This is a genomic window from Gemmatirosa kalamazoonensis (assembly GCF_000522985.1).
GTDB classification, from domain to species: domain Bacteria; phylum Gemmatimonadota; class Gemmatimonadetes; order Gemmatimonadales; family Gemmatimonadaceae; genus Gemmatirosa; species Gemmatirosa kalamazoonensis.
In genome coordinates this window covers 477,240-500,901 of the sequence record NZ_CP007129.1, presented here as the reverse complement: position 1 = coordinate 500,901, position 23,662 = coordinate 477,240, and the positions used below count along the sequence as shown (strand labels likewise).

The 23,662-nt window shown below is 72.3% G+C and carries 22 protein-coding genes and 1 pseudogene; 11 read left to right on the top strand and 12 right to left on the bottom strand.

What is annotated here, in order from left to right; all coding sequences use genetic code 11:
• The first annotated feature begins 1 nt into the window (after position 1).
• The gene (locus J421_RS25115; protein WP_025413871.1) at positions 2-802 is read left to right on the top strand and encodes a heme ABC transporter ATP-binding protein; all 801 of its coding nucleotides are present in this window, start codon (positions 2-4) and stop codon (positions 800-802) included.
• Between the two features lie 16 nt (positions 803-818).
• On the opposite strand, the gene J421_RS25110 is transcribed toward J421_RS25115, so the two are convergent.
• From J421_RS25110 to J421_RS25100, 3 genes are read right to left on the bottom strand one after another with little or no spacing between them, the layout of a single operon-like run.
• Entirely contained in the window at positions 819-2,429 is a 1,611-nt protein-coding gene (locus J421_RS25110; protein ID WP_025413870.1) for an alkaline phosphatase D family protein, read from the bottom strand.
• Between the two features lie 56 nt (positions 2,430-2,485).
• Entirely contained in the window at positions 2,486-2,737 is a 252-nt protein-coding gene (locus J421_RS25105; RefSeq protein ID WP_025413869.1) for a hypothetical protein, read from the bottom strand.
• 43 nt (positions 2,738-2,780) lie between these two features.
• Positions 2,781-3,113 (bottom strand): hypothetical protein, encoded by a 333-nt coding sequence (locus J421_RS25100; protein ID WP_148306529.1) that lies wholly within the window; start codon positions 3,111-3,113, stop codon positions 2,781-2,783.
• A gap of 14 nt (positions 3,114-3,127) precedes the next feature.
• Between J421_RS25100 and J421_RS25095 the strand changes: the two genes are divergently transcribed.
• Positions 3,128-4,348 carry a tetratricopeptide repeat protein gene (locus tag J421_RS25095; RefSeq protein WP_025413868.1) on the top strand — a complete coding sequence of 407 codons (1,221 nt, stop codon included), beginning with the start codon at positions 3,128-3,130 and terminating at the stop codon, positions 4,346-4,348.
• A 55-nt stretch (positions 4,349-4,403) separates the two neighbouring features.
• Here J421_RS25095 and J421_RS25090 read toward each other — a convergent pair whose 3' ends face one another.
• Entirely contained in the window at positions 4,404-4,631 is a 228-nt protein-coding gene (locus J421_RS25090) for a hypothetical protein (protein ID WP_025413867.1), read from the bottom strand.
• 111 nt (positions 4,632-4,742) lie between these two features.
• On the opposite strand from J421_RS25090, the gene J421_RS25085 reads away from it, so the two are divergent.
• A complete protein-coding gene (locus J421_RS25085) occupies positions 4,743-5,582 on the top strand; it encodes a helix-turn-helix domain-containing protein (RefSeq protein ID WP_025413866.1) in 840 nt (279 codons plus the stop codon).
• A gap of 26 nt (positions 5,583-5,608) precedes the next feature.
• On the opposite strand, the gene J421_RS25080 is transcribed toward J421_RS25085, so the two are convergent.
• A complete protein-coding gene (locus J421_RS25080; protein ID WP_025413865.1) occupies positions 5,609-7,273 on the bottom strand; it encodes a peroxidase family protein in 1,665 nt (554 codons plus the stop codon).
• A 72-nt stretch (positions 7,274-7,345) separates the two neighbouring features.
• Between J421_RS25080 and J421_RS25075 the strand changes: the two genes are divergently transcribed.
• From J421_RS25075 to J421_RS34390, 3 genes are all read left to right on the top strand, one after another.
• Positions 7,346-8,482, top strand: coding sequence for a tyrosine-type recombinase/integrase (locus tag J421_RS25075; RefSeq protein WP_025413864.1), 1,137 nt, complete (start codon positions 7,346-7,348; stop codon positions 8,480-8,482).
• Between the two features lie 72 nt (positions 8,483-8,554).
• Positions 8,555-9,553: a peptide MFS transporter gene (locus J421_RS25070; RefSeq protein ID WP_260525867.1), complete on the top strand. Its 999-nt coding sequence runs from the start codon at positions 8,555-8,557 to the stop codon at positions 9,551-9,553.
• Positions 9,550-9,855: a POT-type proton-dependent oligopeptide transporter gene (locus tag J421_RS34390; protein WP_260525866.1), complete on the top strand. Its 306-nt coding sequence runs from the start codon at positions 9,550-9,552 to the stop codon at positions 9,853-9,855. Before J421_RS25070 ends, J421_RS34390 begins: the two co-directional genes overlap by 4 nt.
• A gap of 14 nt (positions 9,856-9,869) precedes the next feature.
• On the opposite strand, the gene J421_RS25065 is transcribed toward J421_RS34390, so the two are convergent.
• Entirely contained in the window at positions 9,870-10,955 is a 1,086-nt protein-coding gene (locus tag J421_RS25065) for a flavodoxin family protein (protein ID WP_025413863.1), read from the bottom strand.
• Positions 10,956-11,189: 234 nt separating this feature from the next.
• On the opposite strand from J421_RS25065, the gene J421_RS25060 reads away from it, so the two are divergent.
• Complete coding sequence (locus J421_RS25060) at positions 11,190-12,905, top strand: M28 family metallopeptidase (RefSeq protein WP_025413862.1); 1,716 nt, start codon at positions 11,190-11,192, stop codon at positions 12,903-12,905.
• A 10-nt stretch (positions 12,906-12,915) separates the two neighbouring features.
• On the opposite strand, the gene J421_RS25055 is transcribed toward J421_RS25060, so the two are convergent.
• The gene (locus J421_RS25055) at positions 12,916-13,323 is read right to left on the bottom strand and encodes a VOC family protein (protein WP_104023274.1); all 408 of its coding nucleotides are present in this window, start codon (positions 13,321-13,323) and stop codon (positions 12,916-12,918) included.
• 56 nt (positions 13,324-13,379) lie between these two features.
• Between J421_RS25055 and J421_RS25050 the strand changes: the two genes are divergently transcribed.
• The 3 genes from J421_RS25050 to J421_RS25040 all read left to right on the top strand — a co-directional run bounded on the left by J421_RS25050 (position 13,380) and on the right by J421_RS25040 (position 15,330).
• On the top strand, positions 13,380-13,859 hold the full coding sequence (locus J421_RS25050) for a MarR family winged helix-turn-helix transcriptional regulator (protein ID WP_025413860.1): 480 nt from the start codon (positions 13,380-13,382) through the stop codon (positions 13,857-13,859).
• An 87-nt stretch (positions 13,860-13,946) separates the two neighbouring features.
• Positions 13,947-14,801, top strand: a complete 855-nt coding sequence (locus J421_RS25045) for a PEP-CTERM sorting domain-containing protein (RefSeq protein ID WP_025413859.1) — start codon at positions 13,947-13,949, stop codon at positions 14,799-14,801.
• Positions 14,802-14,877: 76 nt separating this feature from the next.
• Complete coding sequence (locus J421_RS25040; protein WP_025413858.1) at positions 14,878-15,330, top strand: cupin domain-containing protein; 453 nt, start codon at positions 14,878-14,880, stop codon at positions 15,328-15,330.
• Positions 15,331-15,569: 239 nt separating this feature from the next.
• Here J421_RS25040 and J421_RS25035 read toward each other — a convergent pair whose 3' ends face one another.
• The gene (locus tag J421_RS25035; RefSeq protein ID WP_025413857.1) at positions 15,570-18,293 is read right to left on the bottom strand and encodes a DUF5916 domain-containing protein; all 2,724 of its coding nucleotides are present in this window, start codon (positions 18,291-18,293) and stop codon (positions 15,570-15,572) included.
• Between the two features lie 155 nt (positions 18,294-18,448).
• Between J421_RS25035 and J421_RS25030 the strand changes: the two genes are divergently transcribed.
• Positions 18,449-18,964 (top strand): hypothetical protein, encoded by a 516-nt coding sequence (locus J421_RS25030; RefSeq protein ID WP_025413856.1) that lies wholly within the window; start codon positions 18,449-18,451, stop codon positions 18,962-18,964.
• Positions 18,965-19,063: 99 nt separating this feature from the next.
• Here the strand turns inward: J421_RS25030 and J421_RS25025 are convergent, their stop codons facing one another.
• The 4 genes and pseudogenes from J421_RS25025 to J421_RS25010 form a co-directional block, all read right to left on the bottom strand.
• Positions 19,064-19,579, bottom strand: coding sequence for a hypothetical protein (locus J421_RS25025; RefSeq protein ID WP_025413855.1), 516 nt, complete (start codon positions 19,577-19,579; stop codon positions 19,064-19,066).
• Positions 19,576-20,336 (bottom strand): annotated as a pseudogene (locus J421_RS25020) (succinate dehydrogenase/fumarate reductase iron-sulfur subunit). Before J421_RS25020 ends, J421_RS25025 begins: the two are co-directional and overlap by 4 nt.
• 192 nt (positions 20,337-20,528) lie before the next feature.
• Positions 20,529-21,827: a DUF418 domain-containing protein gene (locus J421_RS25015; RefSeq protein ID WP_025413854.1), complete on the bottom strand. Its 1,299-nt coding sequence runs from the start codon at positions 21,825-21,827 to the stop codon at positions 20,529-20,531.
• A complete protein-coding gene (locus J421_RS25010) occupies positions 21,824-23,638 on the bottom strand; it encodes a fumarate reductase/succinate dehydrogenase flavoprotein subunit (RefSeq protein ID WP_025413853.1) in 1,815 nt (604 codons plus the stop codon). Before J421_RS25010 ends, J421_RS25015 begins: the two co-directional genes overlap by 4 nt.
• Positions 23,639-23,662: the final 24 nt, after the last annotated feature.

Genomic DNA, 23,662 nt, shown 5'->3' with positions numbered 1-23,662 from the left:
CATGGTCGATGTCGTGAACGTCGGCTACGTCGTCGACGGCGCGCGCCTCCTCGACGACGTGACGGTCCACTTCCGCCCGAATCGGCTCAACGTCGTGCTCGGGCCGAACGGCGCCGGCAAGTCGACGCTCCTCAAGATCGCGACCGGGCTGCTCGCGCCGACGTCGGGCGAGGTCCGGTACGCGACGAGCGGCGGTGCCCGCACGCCGGCGGCGTTCTCACCGGACGCGCTCGCGCGCACGCGCGCCGTGCTGTCGCAGCACGTGGAGCTGGTGTTCCCGCTGCCCGTCGAGGAGGTGGTGCTCATGGGCCGCTACCCGCACTTCGGCCGCTCGCCGGGCGCCCGCGACCGCGACATCGTGCGGCAGGCGCTCGACCTCGTGGGGATGCTCGGCTACGCGGGGCGCGCGTACCCCACGCTCTCCGGCGGGGAGCAGCAGAAGGTGCAGCTCGCGCGCGTGCTCGCGCAGATCTGGAACGCCGACGCGGTCGACCGGCAGCCGAAGGTCCTCTTTCTCGACGAGCCGACGGCGAGCCTCGACGTGCACTACCAGCTGCACCTACTCGAGATCGCGCGCGGGCTGCGCGACGTCGACTGCACCGTCGTCGCGGTGCTCCACGATCTGAACGTCGCGCTGCAGTACGGCGACGTCTTCTTCCTGCTCGACGGCGGGCGCCTCGTGCTCGAGACCGAGGACGCGACCGCGATCCCGCGCGAGCTGCTCGAGCGCGTGTTCCGCGTGCGCGCGGACCGCGCCGTCGACGCCGAGACGGGCGAGGCGTTCTGGCGGTTCCGGCTCTGAAGGATCCTGTGAGTCGTCAGGCCGGCGCGAGATCGGTCGACCAGAGCCGCGTCCCGGCCACGTCGTGCAGCGCCGCGGTGAGCGCGCGCGTGCGCGGGTCGACGTCGAGCGTGCCGTAGAACTGCAGCCCGTCGCTCGGCGGCCGGTTCGGCTTCGGCGCCACGCGCGCGAAGCGCACCTCGGGGCCGAACGTCGCGTCGAGCGCGTTCGGCCCGAACGTGCCCGCGTGCATCGGGCCCGCGACGAACTCCCAGAACGCGTCGAAGTCGGTGAACGCCGCGCGCTCCGGCGCGTAGTGATGCGCCGCCGCGTAGTGCACGTCGGCCGTGATCCACACGACGTTCCGGATCCGCTCGCGCTTGAGGAAGCCGAGCAGCGCCGCGATCTCGTGCTCTCGGCCGAGCGGCGGGCCGGGGTCGGCGTTCGCGAACGACTCGTACGTGCGCTCGGGACCGCGCGGCGGATCCGGCACGATGAGCCCGATCGGCAGATCGCTCGCGATCACCTTCCACGTCGCGCGGCTCGACCGCAGCGCGCGCTGCAGCCACGCGAGCTGCGTGGCGCCGAACAGCGCGGTGGCCGCCGACGGCGTCGGCTGGCGGTTCGGCGAGTTCGCGGCGCGGTAGCTGCGCAGGTCCACGACGAACACCTCGAGCAGCGGCCCCCACGCGAACCGGCGGTACACGCGGCGCGGCTCCGCGGCGTTGGGCCGGATCGGGAGGAACTCGAACAGCGCCTGCTTCGCGCGCTCGGCCAGCACGTGCGCGCGCTTCTCGGTGTAGCGTGCGTCGTCGGCGAGCACGAGCTCGTGATACCAGTTGTTGCACACCTCGTGGTCGTCCCACTGCGCGACCATCGGCACCTCGGCGTGGAACGCGCGGGCGTGCGGGTCGAGCAGGTGATAGGCGAAGTTGCCGCGGAACTCGTCCAGCGTCTCGGCGACCTTGCTCTTCGCCTCGGTCACGAGGTTGCGCCACACGGTGCCGTCGTCGAGCGCCACCTCGGACGCGAGCGGGCCGTCGGCGTAGATGTTGTCGCCCGAGTGCACGAACAGATCGGGCTCGGCGCGCCGCAGCGCGTCGTAGATGCGCAGTCCACCGCGCGACGCGTCGATCCCCCACCCCTGCCCCACCATGTCGGCCGACCACGCGACGCGCACGCCGCGCGTCGGTGCAGCGTTAGGCAGCGGCGCGGTCTGGAAGCGACCGACGAGCGGCTCGCTCCACGCGCCGGGCGACGCCTCGCTCTCGTAGCGCAGGCGGTAGTGCACCGTCGCGCCGGGCGGGAGGCCGGCGAGGTCGAGGTGCGTCGTGAACGCCGCGTCGGCGCGCGCCACCGGGCCGCGCACGCGGCGCGCGCCGCGGAAGTCCTCGCGCGTGGCCCACTCCACCGACACGCGCGCCGGCCGGTCGGTGCGGCTCCACAGCATGGCGCGGTCGGGCAGCGGATCGCCGGCCTGCACGCCGCTCGGCAGCTGCGGCCGGAGCTGCTCCGACGTGATCAGCGCGGGCGCGCCGTCGGCGGGTGTCCACACGCGGCGGCCGCGCACGAGCGCGGCGGCGCCGGCGGCGCCGGCGGCGAGGGAGGCGCCGACGAACGCGCGGCGCGGAAGGAGCGGCTCGGGCATGGTTGGACGATCGCACCCGCACCGGTCGGGCGAAAGCGCCCGCCGTTAGGCCGCGCCTACGCCCGCCGGCAGATGTGCACGCTCGGGGGCCGCACCGTGATGCAGAACTGGAAGTCGCCGATGCGGCCGAAGCAGACGCCGTCGCACCCGCCGCTGCTTCCCACCGCCGGGAGAAAATGGTGCCGCTCCCAGTCCGGGTGCAGGCTCTCGCCGCGCGCGAGCCGCTCGGCCGCCTCGAGCGTGAGGTTCATGTCGATCCGCTGCGCCGCTTCGAGGATGGCCTGCGCGGTGGGTCGGTCCTCGGACATCGTCTTCCTCAGGGCTTGCGGTGAATGCGAGCGGCGCGCGGCGTCAGGTGCGGCCGAACAGTCTGAGCACCTCCGTCACGCGTTCGTCGAGGCTGCGCACGAGCCGCGCGAACGAGACGTCGTCGTGGACCGCGCGGGCGTCGCGCGCGACCTCCTGGACGATCCGCTGGACGCCCTCCCGCTGCGTCACTTCCCCTGCTGGCCCGTGCTGTGCCGGATCCGCCATGTCGATGTCGTCCGAGGTGGTCGCCGCGTCGTCGCTGCCATCGCTCTCGCGACGGACGCTGCGTGCGCGTTCCTCGCCGCGCGGTTCCGCCTCGGGCATCCCCGTTACCCGGTGGGCAACGCATATTGCGTCACCGCCGGGTGCCGCCATACTCACGCGCCACAGTGCTCCCACGCCTCCTCCCCACGGCCGCGCTGCGCGCGGACCTCGACACGACCGACGCTCCCGACGAGGCGTCGGCGCGGTGGCTCGTCGTCGCCACCGTGCTCGCCCGCCTGGGCCAGGTCGACGCGGCCGACCGCGCGGGGTACGCGCACGGCTGCGCCGAGGCGGTCGAGCCGATGGCGCGCGAGCTGCTCGCGTGGCGCGGCCCCGCGGCCCCCGACGCGCTCGCAGGGCTCGTCCAGCGCGAGGTCGAGGCGATGGAGCGCGCCGCCGCGCTCCACCTCGCGCTCTCCGCGCTCCAGTCGCTCGTGCCGCTCCTCGCCGACGACGCGCTCGTGCGGCGCGGCCACGTCCTCGCGCAGCTCGGCCGCGTCGCCCGGCAGATGGGCGAGCTGGACGCCGCGACGCGCTACTACGAGAGCGCCCGCGATCTCGCCGCGCGGGCGCACGACGACGAGCTCGCGGCGCGCGCCGCGGTCGGACTCGGCGTCGTGCACGGGCAGCGCGGCAACTACCCGGCGGCACGCGACGCGTACCGGCGCGCGCTCGCGGCGGCCCCCGCGGGCAGCCCGATCGCGCGCGGCGCGCACCACGGGCTGATGCTCGCGGCGACCGCCGCGGAGGACTACGACGCCGCGTTCGAGCACGGCTGGCAGGCGTTCGTGCACGCGCACGACGACGCCGAGGGTCGCGCCGAGATGCTCATCAACCTCGCGCGCCTCTGCCGCAAGGTCGGCGAGTACGCCGCCGCGCTGCGCGCGTTCCAGGCGAGCCTGGGGCTCACGACGGTGCGCCGTCTGCAGCTCCCCGCGCTCGGCGGCGCGGTGCTCGCCGCGAGCGCGCTCGGCGACCACGCCACGGCCGACGCCCTGTCCGCCGTCGCCGAGCGTCTGGCGGCGGCGGGGGAGCCGGCGTACGAGCGCGCCTGCGCGTGGATCGACCTCGCCTCGGGCGCGCTGACCCGCGGCGCGCGTGGCGCCGCGGAGCGGTACGTGCACACGGCTCGCGCCATCACGATCCCCGCGGGATTCCACGAGCTCACGTGGCAGACGGACGACATGGCCAACGCACTCGCTGCCGCGCCGCGCGAGCATCGCCCCACGCGGGCGAGGACCGTCGCTCCACCCCCACCCCTCGGCGCCCCCTCCTCCGCGGTCATCGCGGAGATCCGCGCCCTGCCCGTCGACGACGCCACCGTGGACGCTCTCGTCGGCACCTGAGTCGACCGCTCCGACGAACGATGCATCGCCGAGCCACCGCCGTACCGCGCTTCCCTCAGCAGAGCCACCACGGCTGCGTCGCGTCGCAGAGGTTCCGACTGCCTTGCGCGATGCGCCCCACGGTCGTCGCCGTCGACGTGTCCGTGGCGGACCGCGCGAGCTGGGTCGACCCCTGGCGCGCGACGACGGCGTCGGGGGCGGTGGGATCGCTCGTGCCGCACGCGGCGAGCGGGGCGACGAGGAGCGCGAGCAGGGCGAGCGTGCAGCGCGTGGAACGGAACATGGAGAGCTCCTGATGAGTGGAGCTCCAGAATTGGAGACGCTGCCGGTCCGCCCTGGACACGCCACGGGCAACGGCGATACGCGACGTAACGCGCGCCCGTCGCCCGGCGCGGTGTCGTCGCACCGGCGCTCCCCGCTGCTGCGGCCCTCCCGCACGCCGACGGTGGTGGCGCTCGTGGCCGACGCGCGCGACCGCGCGCGCCTCGAGTCGGCGATGCCGGCGACCGCGCGGATCGTGTTCGTCGCCGACACGCAGGCGCTGCGCGCGGCGGTCACGGCCGGCGACGCCGACGTCGTGGTGCTCGAGCCGCGCTGTCCGGCCGGGCGCATCACGGCGGCGATGGTGCGGCAGTTCCGCGACGGGTTCCCGTACCTGCCCGTGCTCGCGTACTGCGATCCGTACACGCGCGGGTCGGGGCACATCGTCGACATGGCGCGGGCCGGCGTGTCGGAGGTGCTGCTCCGCGGCGTCGACGATGTGCGGCTCGTGCTCGGGCGCACGATCGAGCACGCGCGGCGGCAGTGCGTGGTGGACCAGGTCTACGAGCGGCTCGCGCCGCGGCTGCCCGAGGCGGCGCGGCCGATCGTGGCGTGCTTCCTTCGCCACGCGGCGTCCACCACGACCGTGAGCGACGCCGCGTCCGAGCTCGGCGTGCATCGCAAGACGCTCGTGAACCGCATGGCCGCGGCGCACCTCCCGCCGCCGCGCGTCATCAACTCGTGGTGCCGTCTGCTCGTCGCCGCGGAGCTGCTCGACGCGCCGGGGCGCAGCGTGAACCAGGTCGCGGTGGATCTCAGCTTCTCGTCCGGCACGGCGCTGCGGAACATGCTGAAGCGGTACACGGATCTCACGCCGTCCGCGCTCCGCGCGAAGGGGAGCCTGGCGACGCTCGACGCGCTGTTCCTGCGCGCGCTGCTGAAGGACGACGCGCCGGTGCCGGTGGGCGCCTAACGGCCGGGCGCCAGATCGTTAGGCGCTCAGCCGAGCGCGTACCGCACGAGCTCCCGCAGCGTGAACCGCTCGTCGGCGCCGACGAGCGTGGGCCGCCACCGCGGGTCGAGGTTCCAGAACGAGTGCCGGTCCTGCAGCATCATGCCGGCGAACGTCTCGGCCACGATGGTGCCGCCGACCTCCCCGAGCTTCGGCGTTCCCACGAGCAGGTCGCCGTCCGTGGTCGTCGGCACCGTCTCGCTCTCGGGCGCGGCGCGGAAGTCGCGCGCCGCCTCGGCGAGCACGTACGTCCACAGCGGACAGTTCCCCGCGAACGCCTCGGCGACCTGCGTGATCGACGGCAGCGAGCCGGCGTCGTCCGACGCGGCGCCGATCCGGATCTCGTCGTCGGCGAGCGGCGCGACGCCCATCGCGCGCGCGACCGCCTGCCCCGACGGGAGGCGCATGCGCCAGCCCCGCACGAGGTTGCGCGCGGCGAGCGAGCGGAACACGCCGGGGTCGGGTCCGGTGACGCTCGCGTCGAGGTTCGCGAGCGGATCGACGAGCGACGGATCGATCTTGTAGGCGAGCTGCAGGCGCTGGCGCTTCTCCCCGTCGGGCGCGTCCTCGAGCCCCGCGGCGCGCGGCGCGGTGTCGACGAAGCGCGCCCAGTCGATCGCCCACGCGTGGTTCATCGGACGGAAGCCGCGCAGCGTGTCCGGTGCCGGCTCGCAGCCGTCGGGCGACGACGTCAGCGCGAAGATCGGGAGCACGCCGATCGCGTCGTTGAGTCGGTACCCCGGACGCACCATCGAGTGGCCGAAGCGATACGCCGCCGCCGAGAACTCGAGCGGCATGAACGCGGCGTCGCGCGGATGGTAGAAGCGCAGCACCGGCGGATCGTCCACGACGTCTGAGGGGCGATCGCCGTTGCCGAACACGTGCGGCATCACGCGCTCGAGCACCGCACGCGACACCACGCGCCGCAGGAAGTCCGTCGTCACGACCCACTGGTAGTGGAATCGCACGTGCTGCTGCACCGCCTCGAACGACAGCGAGCGATGCTCCGCGCGATACCGGTTGTGGAAGCGCAGGAGCAGCCCCTGGAGCTGCGACACGATCACGTTCTCGTCGTTGCGCGGGTCGCCGATGATGGCGCGTCCGTTCGCCGCGCGCGGCAGGTCGCGCGACCTGTGGATCGCCGTGCCGAGCGCCGCGCCGTGCAGCTCGCGCCCCTCGATGAGCGTCTTCTCGAGGTGCCGCGGGTCGTCGCCGCCGTGGTAGAGGTATGGCTGGTCGTCCGGCCCGCGCGCGTAGACGCTGTCGAGGTCGAGCCGCGGCGTGCGGAAGTCGACGAGCGCGTCGGGATCGTTCTGCCGCATCAGACTGCTCGCCGGATCGAACGTGATGTCGTGATCGACGAACTGTCCGAGGTACGTGTACGCCGACGGGATGCCGCTCTCCTCGTCGTCCGCGCCGTCCTTCGGGCAGTCGACCTCGTGGATCATCGCACGGGCGAGCGTCTCGAGCAGCGACTCCGCCTCGGCGTCGCTCGCGCCGAAATCCGCCGGCGGGAGCGCACGGAACAGGCGCCCGAAGCGTCCCTCGAACAGGCGGCTGCGCGTGTCCATCGCGAGCCCGCGCGGCAGCGCGCCGTGGGGACGAACGGATGCCGGCGTGACGACCGGCTGATTCGGCCGCTCGATGGTCATGGTCCCCTCCGGGCGTGGGCGGGTGTGGGACGATGCGGCAGGGGCGGGGTATATTGCGATATGCCGCGTCGAGTGCCCGCCCGGAAGAGCAGGAATCCCGCGCGGGCCCAGGGAGCGGGGCCCGCCGACGCGCCCGAGCGTCCGGAGCCGTCGCCCGAGAACGCCGCGCTCATCGAGCAGTTCCTCGTGCAGCGCGAGCTGCGCCCGAACACGCGCAGCGCCTACCTCGCCGACCTGCGCACGTTCGCCGCGGCGCTCGGCCCACAGTCGCTGCTCGACGTGCGCCCCGACGACGTGCGGGCCTGGCTGCACGCGCACACCCGCGACCCGAGCCGCGGCGGCAGCACCGTCGGCTGGTCGCCGCGCACGGCGGCCCGCAAGCTCGCGTCGCTGAAGGCGTTCTACCGGTGGTGCCGCGAGACGCCGCGCGACGACGACGCGGCACGCCCCAAGGTCGCGTTCTCGCCCGTCGCGCAGCTCCGCACGCCGCAGTTCATCCGCCCCGACCCGGTGCGGCTGGCGCGCGAGGCGCTGCGCACGCTGTTCGACTGGTGGGAGGCGCGCATCGCCGAGTGCGAGGCCGACGGTACCGCGGAGGCGAAGCGCGAGCGCGACCTGCACGTGCTCGACGTCGCGATCTTCCGCCTGTGCTATCACCTCGGGCTCCGCGTCTCGTCGGCGCAGGGGATCCAGCTCCGCGAGCTGGACATGGCCGACCCGCACCGGTGGATCGTGACCGTGTACGTGAAGGGCAACAAGCCGCGGCGGAAGATCGTCGCCGGCGTGGTGCGCGCCGACGTGCAGCGGTGGCTCGACGTGCGGCTCGGCCTCACGCCGCGCGCGCCCGTGCGGCGGCGCAAGACGAACGCCGTCTCGCCGTTAGGCAGGCCGCTCGGCGATCCCGACGCGTACCTGTTCCTGCATCCGTGGACGGGGCGCGTGCTGTCGCGCAAGCGCGCGTGGGAGCGGCTGCTGCTCGCCGCGCGCGAGGCGGGCCTCTCGCCGGCGGTCGTGCGGCAGCTCTCCCCGCACAAGCTGCGGCACGCGATCGCCTACCACGCGCTCGCCGACGGCCACTCGATCACCGACGTGCAGGGGCTCCTCGACCACGAGGACGTGCGCACGACGACGGTGTACGTCGAGGCGAGCGAGGCGCAGCGGTTCGAGACGATGGAGCAGCTGAGCCGGGACAACGTGCTGCGGCGCTGACCGTCCCGTCTGACGGGACTCTGACGTACGGCGGCTGGCTCGGGGTCGCGCCGCGGGCGGAGACTGCGGCGCATGCCATCCACCGACCGCGCGTTCCTCGGCCACCCACGCGGGCTGGCGCTGCTGTTCGGCGTCGAGATGTGGGAGCGGTTCTCGTACTACGGCATGCGCGCGCTGCTCGTGCTGTATCTCGTGAACGGCCTGCACTGGCGCGACGCCGACGCGGCGAGCCTGTACGGCACGTACACGGGGCTCGCGTACGGCGTGCAGATGGCCGGCGGCGTGGTGGCCGACCGTTGGCTCGGCACGAAGCGGTGCCTGCTGCTCGGTGGCGTGCTGATCGCGTCAGGCCACTTCGTGCTCGCGCTGCCGGCGCTCGCGGCGTTCTACACCGGGCTCGCGCTCGTCGTCGTCGGCACGGGGCTGTTCAAGCCGAACGTGTCGACGCTCGTCGGCCAGCTCTACGCGCCCGACGACGCGCGCCGCGACGCGGGGTTCACGATCTTCTACTTCGGCATCAACACGGGCGCGTTCGTGGCGCCGTTCGTGACGGGATACCTCGGCGAGCGCGTCGCGTGGCACTGGGGGTTCGGCGCGGCCGGCGTCGGCATGCTGCTCGGGCTCGCGCTGTTCGTGTGGGGCCGCGACCGCTACCTGCGCGGACTCGGCGAGCGGCCGATGGGCGGCCGTCCGGATCGCGCCGACGTCGAGCCGCCGACGCGCGACGCCGCCGCCGGACGCCGGGTCATGGCGCTGCTGCTCGTGTTCGGCTTCGCGGCGGTGTTCTGGATGGGCTACGAGCAGGCGGGCAGCTCGGTCAACCTGTTCACCGAGCGCCACGCGAACCGCGTCGTGGGCGGCTTCGAGATCCCGACGAGCTGGTTCCAGACGGTGCAGCCGCTCGCCGTGCTGCTGCTGGCGCTGCCGTTCGCGGCGCTCTGGCAGTCGCTCGGCCGGCGCGGCCGCGAGCCGTCGACGCCGACGAAGATGACGGCGGGGCTCGCGCTGCTCGGCGCGAGCTTCGTGATCCTCGCGCTCGCGGGGCGTCGCGCCGACGCGGGGCGCTCGTGAGCCCGTGGTGGATCGTCGCCGCGTACGTCGTGCAGGTGGTGGGCGAGATGTGCCTCTCGCCGGTCGGGCTGTCGTACGTGACGAAGGTCGCGCCGGTGCGGTGGGCGTCGCTGCTCATGGCGACATGGTTCCTCGCCACGGCACTCGGCAACAAGCTCGCGGGCACGCTCGCCGAGCTCGCGCCGTCGATGCCGAGCGCGCCGTTCTTCCTGATCACGGTGGCGACGTCGTTCGGCGGCGCGCTGCTGCTGCTTCTGCTCGTGCCGGCCATCCGGCGCATGACGGCCGGCGCCGCGCACTGACGACGTTAGGCGCGCTACTTCGGCCGGGGCTCGGGCAGCGACACGCCGGGCCGTGGGATCGTCAGGCGCACGGCGTCGACGAGCGTGCGCGCGGCGTTGCGCACCTCCTCCTGGAACGCCGTGTCGCGATCGAGCGCGTCGTGGCTCGTGGCGTACGGCTCGTAGTAGCCGACGTACCGGTCGAGGATCGCGCGGTTCTCGGCCGGCACGAGGTCCATGTCGCGGAGCCAGTCGGTGAGCGCGCGGCGGACCACATCGGCGCCCTCGGTGTCGCCGTGCGCCACGACGCCGAAGCGCCGGCCCGAGAGGTGGCGCGGATAGTCCCATCCCTTCAGCTCGAGCGCCTTCGCCTCCTCCGGCGTCTTGCCGTGCGTCGTCGTCGGATCCGGGTTGCCGCCGTCGGCGCACACGAGCCGGTCGATCATGAGCTTCAGCACGCTCGGCGCCTGGTACCAGTACACCGGCGTCACGATGAGCACACCGTGCGCGGCGACCCACCGCGGGTAGATCTCGTTCATCCAGTCGTTCACCTGCCCCATCGCGTGGTTCGGGTAGCACGAGCACGGCCAGTGGCACAGCGGCATCGCGGTCGACACGCACGCCTTGCACGGCAGGATCTGACGCCCGTACTGCGCGGTGAGGTGGCTCAGATCGAGCACATCGCACTCGATGCCACCGCTCGCCTCCACGACCTCGCGCGCGAGCGTGACGAGGCGGAACGTCTTCGACATCTCGCCGGGACACGTCTGGTCGTGGCGGTCGGCGGCGCAGACGACGAGGATGCGGCGTGGCGCCGCGGGGTCGTCGTGCCGCCGCTGCGCGTCGAGGATCGCCTGCCGCGCATCGAGCCACTCGATGGGGAGCTCGAACTCCGGATCGGCGAAGCCGGGGCCCGCTTTGCGCTTCCGCGGGCTCTTGTGGTACTCGTCGTAGTTCTTCCACGCGACGTCGATGACGCGCTCGATCTCGGCGCGCACGGCATCGAACGACGGATCGTAGAACCGCTCGCCGAGCCGACGCGCGAACTCCTCGCGGGTGAGCTTCACGTCGCCCTGCCCCTTGCGCACGCGCGGCGTCTCTGGCGCTGGCTGGTCGGGCATCTCACGGCTCCACGTACGAGTCCTCTTGGGAGGAGGACTGCAAGGACTGAAGGAGGACTGAAGAAGGAACTCCTGAATTGTTGGTCCTTCTTCAGTCCTCCTTCAGTCTCTCTTCAGTCCAACGAAAATACGTACGTGGAGCCCCGCCCGGCGCGTCTTGGCCGCTGGCGGCGACGTGAGCAGCAGGGCAGACTGCAGCAGCAGTCCCCTCATCCGGCCCCAGCCCTCGATCTCGTGCCCCGTCACCACGCCGTGCTCCTCGCCGCGCTGCTCGTCGGTGCGTGCTCGAAGACGTCCGACTCCCCATCCGCCGCCGGCGCGGCGTCCGACTCGGCCGCGACCGCGCCTAACGTCGCATCGGCCGCGCAGGCGATCACCGCCCAGGGTCTGCTCGCCCACGTGAAGGATCTCGCCGCCGACTCCATGGAGGGGCGCGGTCCGGGCACGCCCGGCGAGGACAAGACGGTCGCGTATCTCACGCGGCAGTTCCAGTCGCTGGGGCTCGCGCCCGGCAACCCGGACGGCACGTACGTGCAGAACGTCGACCTCGTCGGCTACACGTCGCGGCCCACGGCGTCGATCGCGGTCGCCGGCAAGACGATGGCGCTGCGCTTCCCCGACGACTACGTGCTGAACTCGCGGCACGACCGTCCGGAGACGAGGATCGACGCGTCGGACGTGGTGTTCGTCGGCTACGGCGTCGTCGCGCCGGAGTACGGGTGGGACGATTACAAGGACGTCGACGTGCGCGGCAAGACGATCGTCATGCTCGTGAACGATCCCGCGGTGCCGGCGCCGGGTGCGCCGTTAGGCGACATGGAGCGGCTCGACTCGACGATGTTCCACGGCAAGGCGATGACGTACTACGGCCGCTGGACGTACAAGTACGAGATCGCGACGCAGAAGGGCGCCGCCGCGGTGCTCATCGTCCACGAGACGGGCCCCGCCGGCTACCCGTACGAGGTCGTGAAGGGCAGCTACGCGGCCGAGCAGTTCGACGTGCCGTCGCCCGACGCGGAGAAGCGCGTCGGCGCCGAGGGGTGGATCACCGTCGACAAGGCGCGCGAGCTGTTCGCCGCCGCGGGGCAGAATCTCGACTCGCTGAAGGCCGCCGCGACGCGCAAGGACTTCCGCCCCGTGGCGCTGAACGCGAAGGCGACGTTCGACGTGAAGATCGCCGTACGCAGGGTGCGCTCGAAGAACGTCGTCGCGAAGCTCGAGGGGACGGACAGGAAGGACGAGTACGTGATCTACACCGCGCACTGGGATCACCTCGGCCGCGACACGACGGCGCAGGGCGATCAGATCTTCAACGGCGCGCTCGACAACGCGACGGGAACTGCGGGGCTGCTGGAGCTGGCGAAGGCGTTCAAGGGGCTGCAGCCGGCGCCGCGGCGCTCGATCCTGTTCGTCTCCGTCACCGGCGAGGAGAAGGGGCTGCTCGGCGCGAAGTACTACGCGACGCATCCGCTCTACCCGCTCGCGAAGACGGCGGCGGACATCAACATGGACGAGCTGAACCCGTGGGGACGGACGCGCGACATGATCGTCATCGGGCTCGGGAACTCGACGCTCGACGACGTGCTGCGCCGCGTGCTCACGGCCGACGGGCGCACGATCACGCCGGACGCCGAGCCGCAGAAGGGGTTCTACTACCGCTCCGACCACTTCGAGTTCGCGAAGCAGGGCGTCCCCGCGCTCTACACGGAGATCGGCGTCGACGCGGTGGGGCAGCCGGCCGGCACGGGGCTCAAGCGGCGGCAGACGTTCGACGAGACCGACTACCACAAGCCGTCGGACGACGTGAAGCCCGGCTGGGACTTCGCCGGCGCGGTGGACGACCTGCGCGCGCTGTTCCGCGTCGGCTACCTCGTGGCGCAGCAGGACGCGATGCCGACGTGGAAGCCGGGCACGGAGTTCAAGGCGAAGCGGGACTCGATGATGCGCTGAGCGGCGCGGCCTAACGCGGCGCTGGCGGCCGCACCTCGCTCATGAGCCCGACCGTGTTCCCCTCGCTGTCGCGCAGGAACACCATCCACAGGTCGTGGTCGGGCATGCGCGCGATGAGGTGCGGCTCGTCGACGAACGTGACGCCGCGGGCGGCGAGGGTATCGTACGCGGCGCGGATGTCGGGCACGAGGTAGTACAGCACCGACGTCCCGCCGCTCTCCCCCTCGGGGCGGCTCAGCATGAGCCGCACGCCGCCGCAGTCGAAGAACGCGAGTCCCGGCGGCGCCGAGAATAGGAAGCGCAGGCCGAGCACGTCGCGGTAGAACGCCGTGGCGCGCTCCACGTCCTGCACGAGCACCGAGATCTGACCGATGCGCTCCGGCGCCACCGGCGCCGTCACCGCTGCCGACGAGGTCATTGCCCCTCCCGCGCAGATAGTTAGCTTTGCTAAGTAACTCGCGAGGATGATGCACCGTGGCGACGCGACGCGCAAGATCCCACCCCGTTCTCCCGCCGGCCGACGACACCGCCGTCGCGGTCGCCGACCGGCTGCACTCGGCGGCGATCCACCTCCTGCGGTCGCTGCGCCGCGAGGACGTGCGCACGGGGCTCACCGCGCCGCGCCTCTCGGCGCTCTCCGTCGTCGTGTTCGGCGGCCCGCGCACGCTCGGCGAGCTCGCCGCCGCCGAGCAGGTGCGGCCGCCGACGATGACGCGGCTCGTCGCGGCGCTGGAGGCGCAGGGACTCGTGGCGCGCGACCCCGATCCCACCGATGGGCGCGTGGTGCGCGTGCGCGCGACCGCGAAGGGCCAGCGCCTGCTCGCGGCCGGCCGCGCACGCCGCGTCGCGACGCTCGCCGCGCAGGTCGACGCGCTGACGCCGGAGGAGCGTGAGACGCTCGCCCGCGCCGCGGACCTCGTCGAGGCGATGCTGCGCGCGCCGACGAACGATTGACGAACGGTCGAGGAACGCGCAGGGTTTGCCGCTGCGTCATCATGGGCCGGTCTGCACGCACGCCACCGAGTTCCCTGGGGGTGAGACATGCGCCACAGCATCGTCGGTTCCACGATCGTCACGCTTGCGCTGGTCGTCCCGTGCACCGCGAGGGGCCAGGTCCTCTCGGGCGCGGCCGGTGGCAACGGGTTCGACTTCGCGCCGAACTGCAGCAACCCCATCGCGACCGTCGTCGCCCCGATCGGACAGACGATCTGCACCGGGCCCGGTGCGAACGGCGTGGGGAACTGGGACGCGAGCTTCGGCGCGCTGCACGTGTTCGCCGAGGTCGATGCCACCAGCGCGCTGCCGTCGATCCAGTACCTCACCATGAGCGCGCTCGGGCGACTCGACGACCCACTGGTCTTCACCGGCGTGCGGCCGAGCACCGTGGTCGTCTCCCTGCAGGAGACGTGGACGCAGGGCAGCTCGTACATGGGGCTCGGCCCGAACGCGTTCACCTCCGAGCTGACGGTCGGGGGCGCGTACTTCTGCACGAACGATTACCTCGCCTCGTACGCCGCCGGCTCCTTCTCGCAGGGCCGGAGCGTGAGCTGCGAGATCCCGAGCACGGGCCTGCTCACCCTGTCGTATCAGATCAGCGCGTTCGCGACGATCGCGAACCCGTCATACCCGACGCTCGCTCCCTTCTCGGGCACGACGATCACCGACGCGTCGCACACGGGGCTGATCACCGGGCTGACATTCTTCGACGCCGCAGGGAACGACATCACGTCGTCGGTGACCTACACGACGGGGTCGGGTGCCCGCTATCAGGGGTTGCCCACGGCGACCGCGCCGGAGCCCGCGCCGGGGCTGCTGGTCGGCACGGGAATGCTCGCCGTCGGCGTGGTCGTCACGCGACGCCGCCGATGCCGAGTGGGCCCGGTGGCCGGCCGTTAGGCGACCATCGACGATTCGGCACGCGTGCATCGCTATGTTACGACTCGGACACCGGCCGCCTTCCGCACCGTCTGCCATGCGCCACCTGCTCGCCGCCGCCCCCGCCCTGCTCCTCGCCTCGCCCGCCGCCGCGCAGGCGCGCGCCGAGTACTACTCCGCCGGCGCGCTCGCGCGCACGGCCGACTCGCTCCGCACCGCGAAGTCCGTCGCGAAGGTCCTCGGCGACCGCGGGAGCTACCAGTACGTGCTCGTGACGCGCGACGCGACCGCGGGCCCCGAGATGCACGCGCGGTGGACCGACGTGATGCTCGTGCAGGCCGGCTCGGCGACGGTGCTGTTAGGCGGCCAGTACCAGGGCGGGCACGAGGAGACGCCGGGCGAGACGCGCGGCGGCCAGCTCGTCGGCGCGAACGCGCAGCGCGTCGCCGTGGGGGATCTTCTCGTGATTCCCGCCGGGATGCCGCACCAGGTGCAGGTCGCGCCCGGCGCATCGATCCGCTACGTGACGGTGAAGGCGCCGGAGCACTGATCGATGAGGCGGTTCTGGTGAGGCGGTTCTGATCGTGCGGTTCTGATCGTGCGGTTCTGGTGAGGCGGGAGGGGCTGATACGGCGAAGCCGATACGGCGCTGCTGGAAGAGCGACTGGTCGCCGTTCCGGAACCGCCTTTACAGCCCCGCCGCACCCGCCCCGCCTCACCCGCCCCTCCCGCCGTATCAGAACCGCCTCACCAGAACCGCCTCACCAGAACCGCCTCACCAGAACCGTTTCATCGGCCCACCCAGTACGTGACCTTCACGAGAAACACGTTCTCCGGCCGGTCGCGGAACAGCGCGCTCGACTCGTGCGGCAGGTCGAGCGTGCCGTCGGCCGTGGCGCCGAAGCGCTGCTGGGTCCACACCAGGTAGGCCGCGGAGCCGGGGCGATACTCCCACCGCAGCACTGCCGTGCCGCGCAGCGAGCGCTGGGTGAAGTTCGGGTCGGCGATGTCGAAGGCGCGGGCCGGGCCCGTCCCGTCGGGGTCTACGGTGTATACACGCGTCGCCCCGTCGCGCGAGACCGTGCCGACGTCGCGCCCGTAGTCGAGCGTGCGCACCGTGCGCGGCGCGGCGAACTCGCGGAACGCGCGGTAGTCGCCGCTCGCGAAGAACGGCTGCGCGAACAGCTGCAGCGTGACGTCGGGGCGGAACGTCCAGTTCACGCGCGTGTCGAGCGACAGCGTGCGCGTGTGGATGCCGGCGAACACGTAGCGCGTGCCGCCGAACGCGGTCGCCGTCGGATCGGTCACCGCGGTGACGTACTGTGCCGGATCGTCGCCCGCGTTGTACGTCGGCTGCACCTGCACGAACACGTTCGCCGCCGGCTTCAGCGCCATCCCCGGCTGCACCGTCAGGCCGTGCGACGTCACATCGATGCCGCGCGACGGCTCGACGCTGAGATCGAACACGGCGCGGCGCCGCGCGTCGGTGGAGAGCTGCAGGTGCAGGAAGTCGTAGCCGGCGCGCTTCACCGTCGGCCCACCGCGCGTGAGGCGGTCGTCGAACACGGTCGGGTGGTGGATGACGAACGTGCGCAGGTTCCAGTAGTTCGGGAGCTCCATGCCGTAGTACGCCTGCGCCTGCAGGTCGGTGCGGTTCCCGTCGTAGTCGAGCTCCTGCTGCCCGCCGATCGTCCAGAAGATGTTGCGGTACCAGCGCGTCGGACGCGTGTACTGCTGCCCGAGGTTCGCGTTCATCCACCGGTAGTCCGCGCGGCCGAGGAACGCGAGGTCGTTCACCTCGAACCCGGGGCTGCGCCAGTTCTGCGCCGTCTCCCAGAGCCAGCGCCCACTCTGCTTCGCGAGCCGCGTGTAGAGCCCGTAGCCGCGCAGCGCGGTGGCGAGCGTGTCGTACGACGCGTCGAACAGCCCGTCGCCCGTGACCTCGCGCCCGGGGCGCTGGAAGTAGTGCGCGCTCGACCGCTCGACGCGCGCGATCGACGCCGCGGACCCGGCGACGTTCGACACCACGACGCCGCCGCGCCACCCGTAGGCGCGCTGGTGCCAGGTGTGGTTCCAGTCGAGCCCCACCGCCTCGGCGTGCGTGTGCAGCCGGTCGACGACGACGGTGTCGCCCTCGAGCCGGCGCGCCGTCGACGTGGCGATCACGCCGATCGTCGTCGCGCCGCGCCGCAGATCCTTCTTCACGCGCCCCACGAAGTAGTTCGCGAGCGGCTCGACGAGCTGCCGCCGCTCCGGCCCGTTAGGCAGGGGCATGTAGCGCGCCGTCTCGCGGCTCGTCACGGCGTCGAGCACGCCCACGGTGTAGCCGGAGCTCGTGCGCCCGGTGAGCTTCGCCGCGCCGAGGATCGTCGCGTCCCCGGGCGTGTCGTCGAACGCGGCGCGGTCGTCGACCCACCCGTTGAGCTGCGGCGGCCGCCCGATGCGCCGCGAGTAGAACACGCTGAGGCTCGACGTGTTGCTGCAGAAGTAGCAGCTCATCCCGCTGAACGAGAACGCGCCGCGTCCGGCGACGAAGAACGGCCGCTTCTCGTCGTAGAACGTCTCGAACGCGGACAGGTTCAACGTCGCCGGGTCGACCTCCACCTGGCCGAAGTCGGGGTTCAGCGTCGCGTCGAGCGTGAGGTTCGACGTCACGAGGTACTTCACGTCGCCGCCGACGCGCGCGCCGAGGGCGCTGCCGCCGTGGTACGGGTTGCCCGGCGCCGCGTAGCGGAACTGGCCGCGCGACACGACGTACGGCATGAGCTCCACGCCGCGCGGCCGCTCGGGGATCGCGAGCCCGGTGAGGTGACCGTAGAACGCGGCGCCGCCGGTCGCATCGCGCGGACGGTACGCCCACATGTCGCGCTCGTTGAGCCGGTCGACGTAGCGCCACACCTGCAGCCCCCACGTCTGCGGCGCCGACCCGCGCGCGAAGCGGAGCTGCGAGTACGGGATGCGCAGCTCCGCGGTCCACCCCGCGGAGTCGATGCGCGCCGCGGCCTCCCACACGGGATCCCACGACCCGTCGCCGCTGTACGACTCGCCGCGCACGCCCGCCGGGTTCACCTCGAACCACACCTCGTCGATGTGGTTGTGGTACGGGTCGAGGACGATCGCGAGCTTGTCGGTCGTGAGCGAGTTGAACGACCCGTTGTCGCCGCTGCCGTCGAGCAGCTGGTCGCGGCGGGCGAGCGGCGCGCGCACGCCGGCGGCGCCTAACGGATCGCTCATGCGCGCGCCGACGTACAGCGCGTCGTCGTCGTACAGCACGCGCACCTCGGTGGCGAGCGCCGCCGGCTCGCCCTCGGCGGGCTGGTACTGCCGCAGCCCGGTGATCGGCGTCGCGGCGCGCCACGCGGCCTCGTCGAGGCGCCCGTCGAGCGCGATGGGGCTCGTGCGGTGCGCGGCGGCGGCGACCGGCGGCGGCGTGGGATGCACGGACGACGTGGCCTGCGCGCCGACGAGCGACGGCACGACCACGAGCGCGATGGCGAGGCGGGACACGGGCATCGGACGAGGCGGGTGAGGCGGTGGCACTACTGCGACAGGCCGCTCCCGCGCAGGGTTTCACCGCCCCGCATAGGTCATTCGACCGAGTTGCCTGGGGTTCGGGCGGGCTATACTGTCGGCCATCCGCACCGCTCCCTCCCCCGAGGCTCCCTGCCATGGACCCGTTGATGCTCGTGCTGCGCCTCCTGCACATCCTCGCCGGCGTGTTCTGGGCCGGCGCGATGGCGATGCTCGCGTTCCTGCTCTTCCCTGCGATCCGCGCGACGGCGCCGGCGGGGGGGCAGGTGATGGGCTACCTGATGAACGTGAAGAAGCTGTCGGTCTGGCTCAACGCGGCGGGCCTCTTCACGCTGCTCTCGGGGCTCGGCATGATCTGGCACAACAGTGCGCTGAGCGGCGGCGCGTGGTTCCGCGCGAGCTCGTCGCACACGTTCCTCCTCGGCGGCGCGCTCGCGCTGCTCGGCGGGATCATCGGCAGCACGGTGAACCGCCGCACGGCGGTGCGCATCGCGGCGCTCGGCGCCCAGATCCAGTCGGGCGGCGCCCCGCCGACCGCCGCCCAGGCCGCGCAGATGGCCGCGCTGCAGACGCGGCTCGGCAAGGCGATGCACACGGTCGCCGGCCTGCTGCTGCTCGCGGCGGCGATGATGGCGATCGCGCGGTATACCTGAGAGGGCAGGAGGGCAGGAGGGCAGGAGGGCAGGAGAGTCCGACGCTCTCCTGCCCTCCTGCCCTCCTGCCCTCCTGCCCTCGCCTCTTCCCTCGGGGCTTCAATCGAAGGACGGGACGTATTCCTCCCGCGGCGCCGGCGCGAGGATCGGGTTGCGGTCGAGGATGCGCGCGCAGGTGTTCCAGCGGAGGATCGCCTCGTCGTTGCCGGCGGGGCGCAGTGCTTCGGCGCGCTCGAAGTGCTCCATGGCCTCGCGGAACGACGCGTACGCGGACTGCGCGGCGCCGTGCGCGGTGGTGCGCGCGAGACGATGGAGCTGCGCGAGTGCCGCACGCTCGCAGATGATCCCCGCGTAGTACTGGCGGCGGTACTCGTCGTCGAGGCGCGGCACGAGGTCGCGCGCGCGGCGCATGCCGGCGTTGTTCTCGTGCTCGAACTGATCGGTGATCGCGAGCAGCATCGTCTCCAGCGCCTGCTGGTTGTCGGCGTCCACCGCGAGCACGTCGAGGCAGATGCTCTCGGCGGCGGACGGCTCGTTCAGCAGGCGATACCGGTGCGCCTTGTCGAGCGCGGCGGCGACGCTCTCGGCGGAGATCGGCTTCGGGTCGAACCTCATGGCGCCCTCCCTTGCAGTTGGCGGCGGCTGAACAGCTTGACGAGCTTGCCCAACGGATCGAAGAACTCGTCGACCACGCGCTCCTTCAAAGGGATGATCGCGTTGTCGGTGATGCGGATCCCCTCGGGGCACACCGTCGTGCAGCACTTCGTGATGTTGCAGTAGCCGATGCCGTGCTCGTGCCGCAGCGCCGGCACGCGGTCGGCCACGTCGAGCGGGTGCATCTCGAGCGCGGCGGCGTGCACGAGGAAGCGTGGCCCGACGAACTCCTCGTGCAGCCGGTGGTCGCGCAGCACGTGGCAGACGTCCTGGCAGAGGAAGCACTCGATGCACTTCCGGAACTCCTGCACGCGGTCGACGTCGGCCTGCCCCATGCGCCACGTGCCGTCGGGCGCGTCGGGCGCGCGCGCGGCGTGAACTCGGCCACGGCCTGCTTCTGCCGGAAGTTCCACGACACGTCGGTCACGAGGTCACGGACCGGCGGGAACGACCGCATCGGCTCCACCGTGATCGGCGCGTTGCCGGGGAGGTCGCTGAGCCGCGTCATGCACATGAGCCGCGGCTTGCCGTCGATCTCCGCCGAGCACGAGCCGCACTTCCCCGCCTTGCAGTTCCAGCGCACCGCGAGGTCGTTCGCCTGCTCGGCCTGGATCTGGTGGATCGCGTCGAGCACGACCATCCCCTCGCTCACCGTGGTCGCGTAGTCCACGAGCGCGCCCTGCCCCGCGGCGCCGCGCCACACGCGGAACGTGCGCATCGCGCGCGACTCCGCGGTGCGCGTCTCCGGCCGCGGAAGGCCGGTGCGCGCGTCGTAGGCGGCGGTGTCGCGAAGGCTCGGGACGGAGGCGGACATGAGCGACCAGGTTGATGGATGAGAAACCGGCTGCGTGGCTGCGTGGCTGCGTAGCTGCGTGGCTGCGTGGGCAGTTCGTGTCACGCAGCCACGCAGCTACGCAGCCACTCTCCGCATCGGCTGCCGGCGCCAGTAGGTGAGCGATCGCCAGAGCCACTCGAGCGGGCCGAAGCGGAAGCGCGCGAGCCACCAGGACGCGAGCGCGAGCTGCACCGCCCATACCGCGGCCACGACGCCGAGCAGCTGCACGCGATCGAGCTTCGCGAACAGGCCGAAGCCGTACCCGTAGAACAGCGTCGTGCAGAGCACCGTCTGCAGGATGTAGTTCGTGAACGCCGTCCGTCCCACGGCCGCCAGCGGGCCGGTACGCGCGGCGAGCGACGAGCGGCAGAGCAGCATGACGAGCGCGAGCCACGCGAACGACGTGCACGCGGCCCCCCAGTAGTTCCACTGGTCGCCGAAGAAGAACGAGTAGCGCACGCTCCACCCGTGGCGCGCGTCCTCGCGAATCCCCCACGCGTTCAGCGCGACGCCGACCGCCGCGCCCACGGCGAGCATCCGCAGGTAGAACGCGCGCGGGCGCGACGCGTCGAGCACGTGCGCCTTCAACAGCCCCATGCCGACGAGCATGAGGCCGAGCGTCTTCCACGCCACGAAGAAGAAGAAGATGTACGTCTCCATCGCGATCGCGTCGTCGACGCGGGACGACGTCTGCGCGAGCCAGCCGCCGTCGCGGTACGTCGCGATCTCGCGCGCGAGCTGGGCCGCGGTCGGGCGCCACATGTCCTGCTCGAAGCCGGCGACGGTCGCCGGTGGCCAGAACCGCATGGAGAAGCCCGCGCCGAGCCAGATCAGCGCTCCCACGACGAGGAACACGCCGCCGACCACGAACAGCGTCCGCGGCGCCTTGCGGCGGAACGCGTAGGCGGCCATGCCGCACAGCGCGTACGTGTAGAGGATGTCGCCGGACCAGAGCAGCCAGGCGTGCAGCATGCCGAAGACGAGGAGCCACGCCATGCGCCGGACGTGCAGCGCCGCCGGCCGCCGCCCGCGCGACTCGACGCGCTCGGTCATCAGCACGACGCCGGCGCCGAACAGCATCGCGAACAGCCCGTACATCTTCTGGTCGACGAGCACGCGCCCGACGGCCCACAGCCACCAGTCGGCGCCCGCGAGGCCGCCGTACGCCGTGGGGTTCAGGTACGCGGCGGACGGCAGGCCGTACGACTGGACGTTCATCAACAGGATGCCGAGCAGCGCCACGCCGCGCAGCACGTCGATCGGCGCGATGCGCCCCCCGGCGCCGAGGGGCGCGGCGGAGGTCCCCGCGTCCGGCCGCGCGTCCATCGCCGCGCTCGGGACGACCCCGATCGTGGGGGGTGCCGCGGTCGTCATCCCAGCTCCTGGATGATCGCCTTCAGGTCGTCGCGCATCGGCGGGATGGGGCGCCGCTCGAGCTGCATCGCGCCGTCGCCGCCGCGCCGGAGCACGATGTTGAACGTCGCGCCCTGCGGATCCTTCGCCGGGTAGTCGTCGCGGAAGTGTCCGCCGCGGCTCTCCTTCCGCTCGATCGCCGCGCGCGCGACGGCCTCGGAGACGACGAGCAGGTTCGCGAGGTCGAGCGCGGTGTGCCACCCCGGGTTGTACTCGCGATTCCCGACGACGGAGACGAGCCGCGCGCGCTCGCGGAGCGCCGTGATGCCGTCGAGCGCGCGCGTCATCTCCTCCTCGCGCCGTACGATGCCGACGAGGTCCTGCATCATCTCCTGCAGCGCGTGCTGCACCGCGTACGCCGCCTCGCCCCCCGCGCGCTCGAACGGCGCCACCGCGTCGCGCGCCGCGGCATCCACGGCGCCGGCGTCGAGCGACGGCACGGCGTTCTCCCGGGCGAAGCACGCCGCGTGCTCGCCCGCGCGGCGACCGAACACGAGCAGGTCGGAGAGCGAGTTGCCGCCGAGCCGGTTCGCGCCGTGGAGTCCGGCCGCCACCTCGCCGGCGGCGAACAGCCCGGGCACGGTCGACATCTGCGAGTCGCCGTCGACGCGCACGCCGCCCATGACGTAGTGCGTCGTGGGGCCGACCTCCATCGGCGTCGTCGTGATGTCGATGTCGGCGAGCTGCTTGAACTGGTGGTACATGCTCGGGAGCTTCTTCTTGATGTGCTCCGAGGCGTTAGGCAGCTTCTCCTTGATCCACGCGATGTCGAGGAACACGCCGCCGTGCGGGGAGCCGCGACCCTCCTTCACCTCGCGCATGATGCAGCGCGCGACGTGGTCGCGGGTGAGCAGCTCGGGCGGGCGGCGGGCGCTCTTGTCACCTTGCGTGTAGCGCCAGCCCTCTTCCGGCGTGTCGGCGGTCTGCGCGCGGTAGTTCTCCGGAACGTCGTCGAACATGAACCGCCGCCCGTCGCGGTTCGTGAGCACGCCGCCCTCGCCGCGCACGCCCTCGGTGACGAGGATCCCGCGCACGCTCGGCGGCCAGATCATCCCCGTGGGGTGGAACTGCACGAACTCCATGTCCATCAGCTCCGCGCCCGCCTCGTACGCGAGCGCGTGCCCGTCGCCGGTGTACTCCCAGGAGTTGCTCGTGATCTTGAACGCCTTGCCGATGCCGCCGGTCGCGAGCACCACGGCGCGCGCGCGCCACACCCTGAACCGCCCGCGCTCGCGGTCGTAGCCGAACGCGCCGGCCGCGCGGTCGCCGTCCTTCAGCAGGCGCAGCACGGTGCACTCCATGTGCACCTCGATCCCCTTCCGGTGGACGACGCGGTCCTGCAGCGTGCGGATGATCTCGAGCCCCGTGCGGTCGCCGACGTGCGCGAGCCGCGGGTAGCGGTGGCCGCCGAAGTTGCGCTGCAGGATGCGCCCGTCGTCGGTGCGGTCGAACACGGCGCCCCACGCCTCGAGCTCGCGGATGCGCGCCGGCGCTTCCTGCGCGTGCAGCTCGGCCATGCGCCAGTTGTTGACGTACTGCCCGCCGCGCATGGTGTCGGCGAAGTGCACGCGCCACGAGTCGCGCTCGTCGACGTTCGCCATCGCCGCCGCGGCACCGCCCTCGGCCATCACGGTGTGCGCCTTACCGAGCAGCGACTTGCACACGAGCGTCACCCGGCACCCCGCGGCTTCGGCCTCGATCGCGGCGCGCAGTCCCGCGCCACCGGCACCGATCACCAGCACATCGCAGTCGTGCGTCTCGAACTCGGGCATAATCTAGAACTCGAGGTGTCTCCA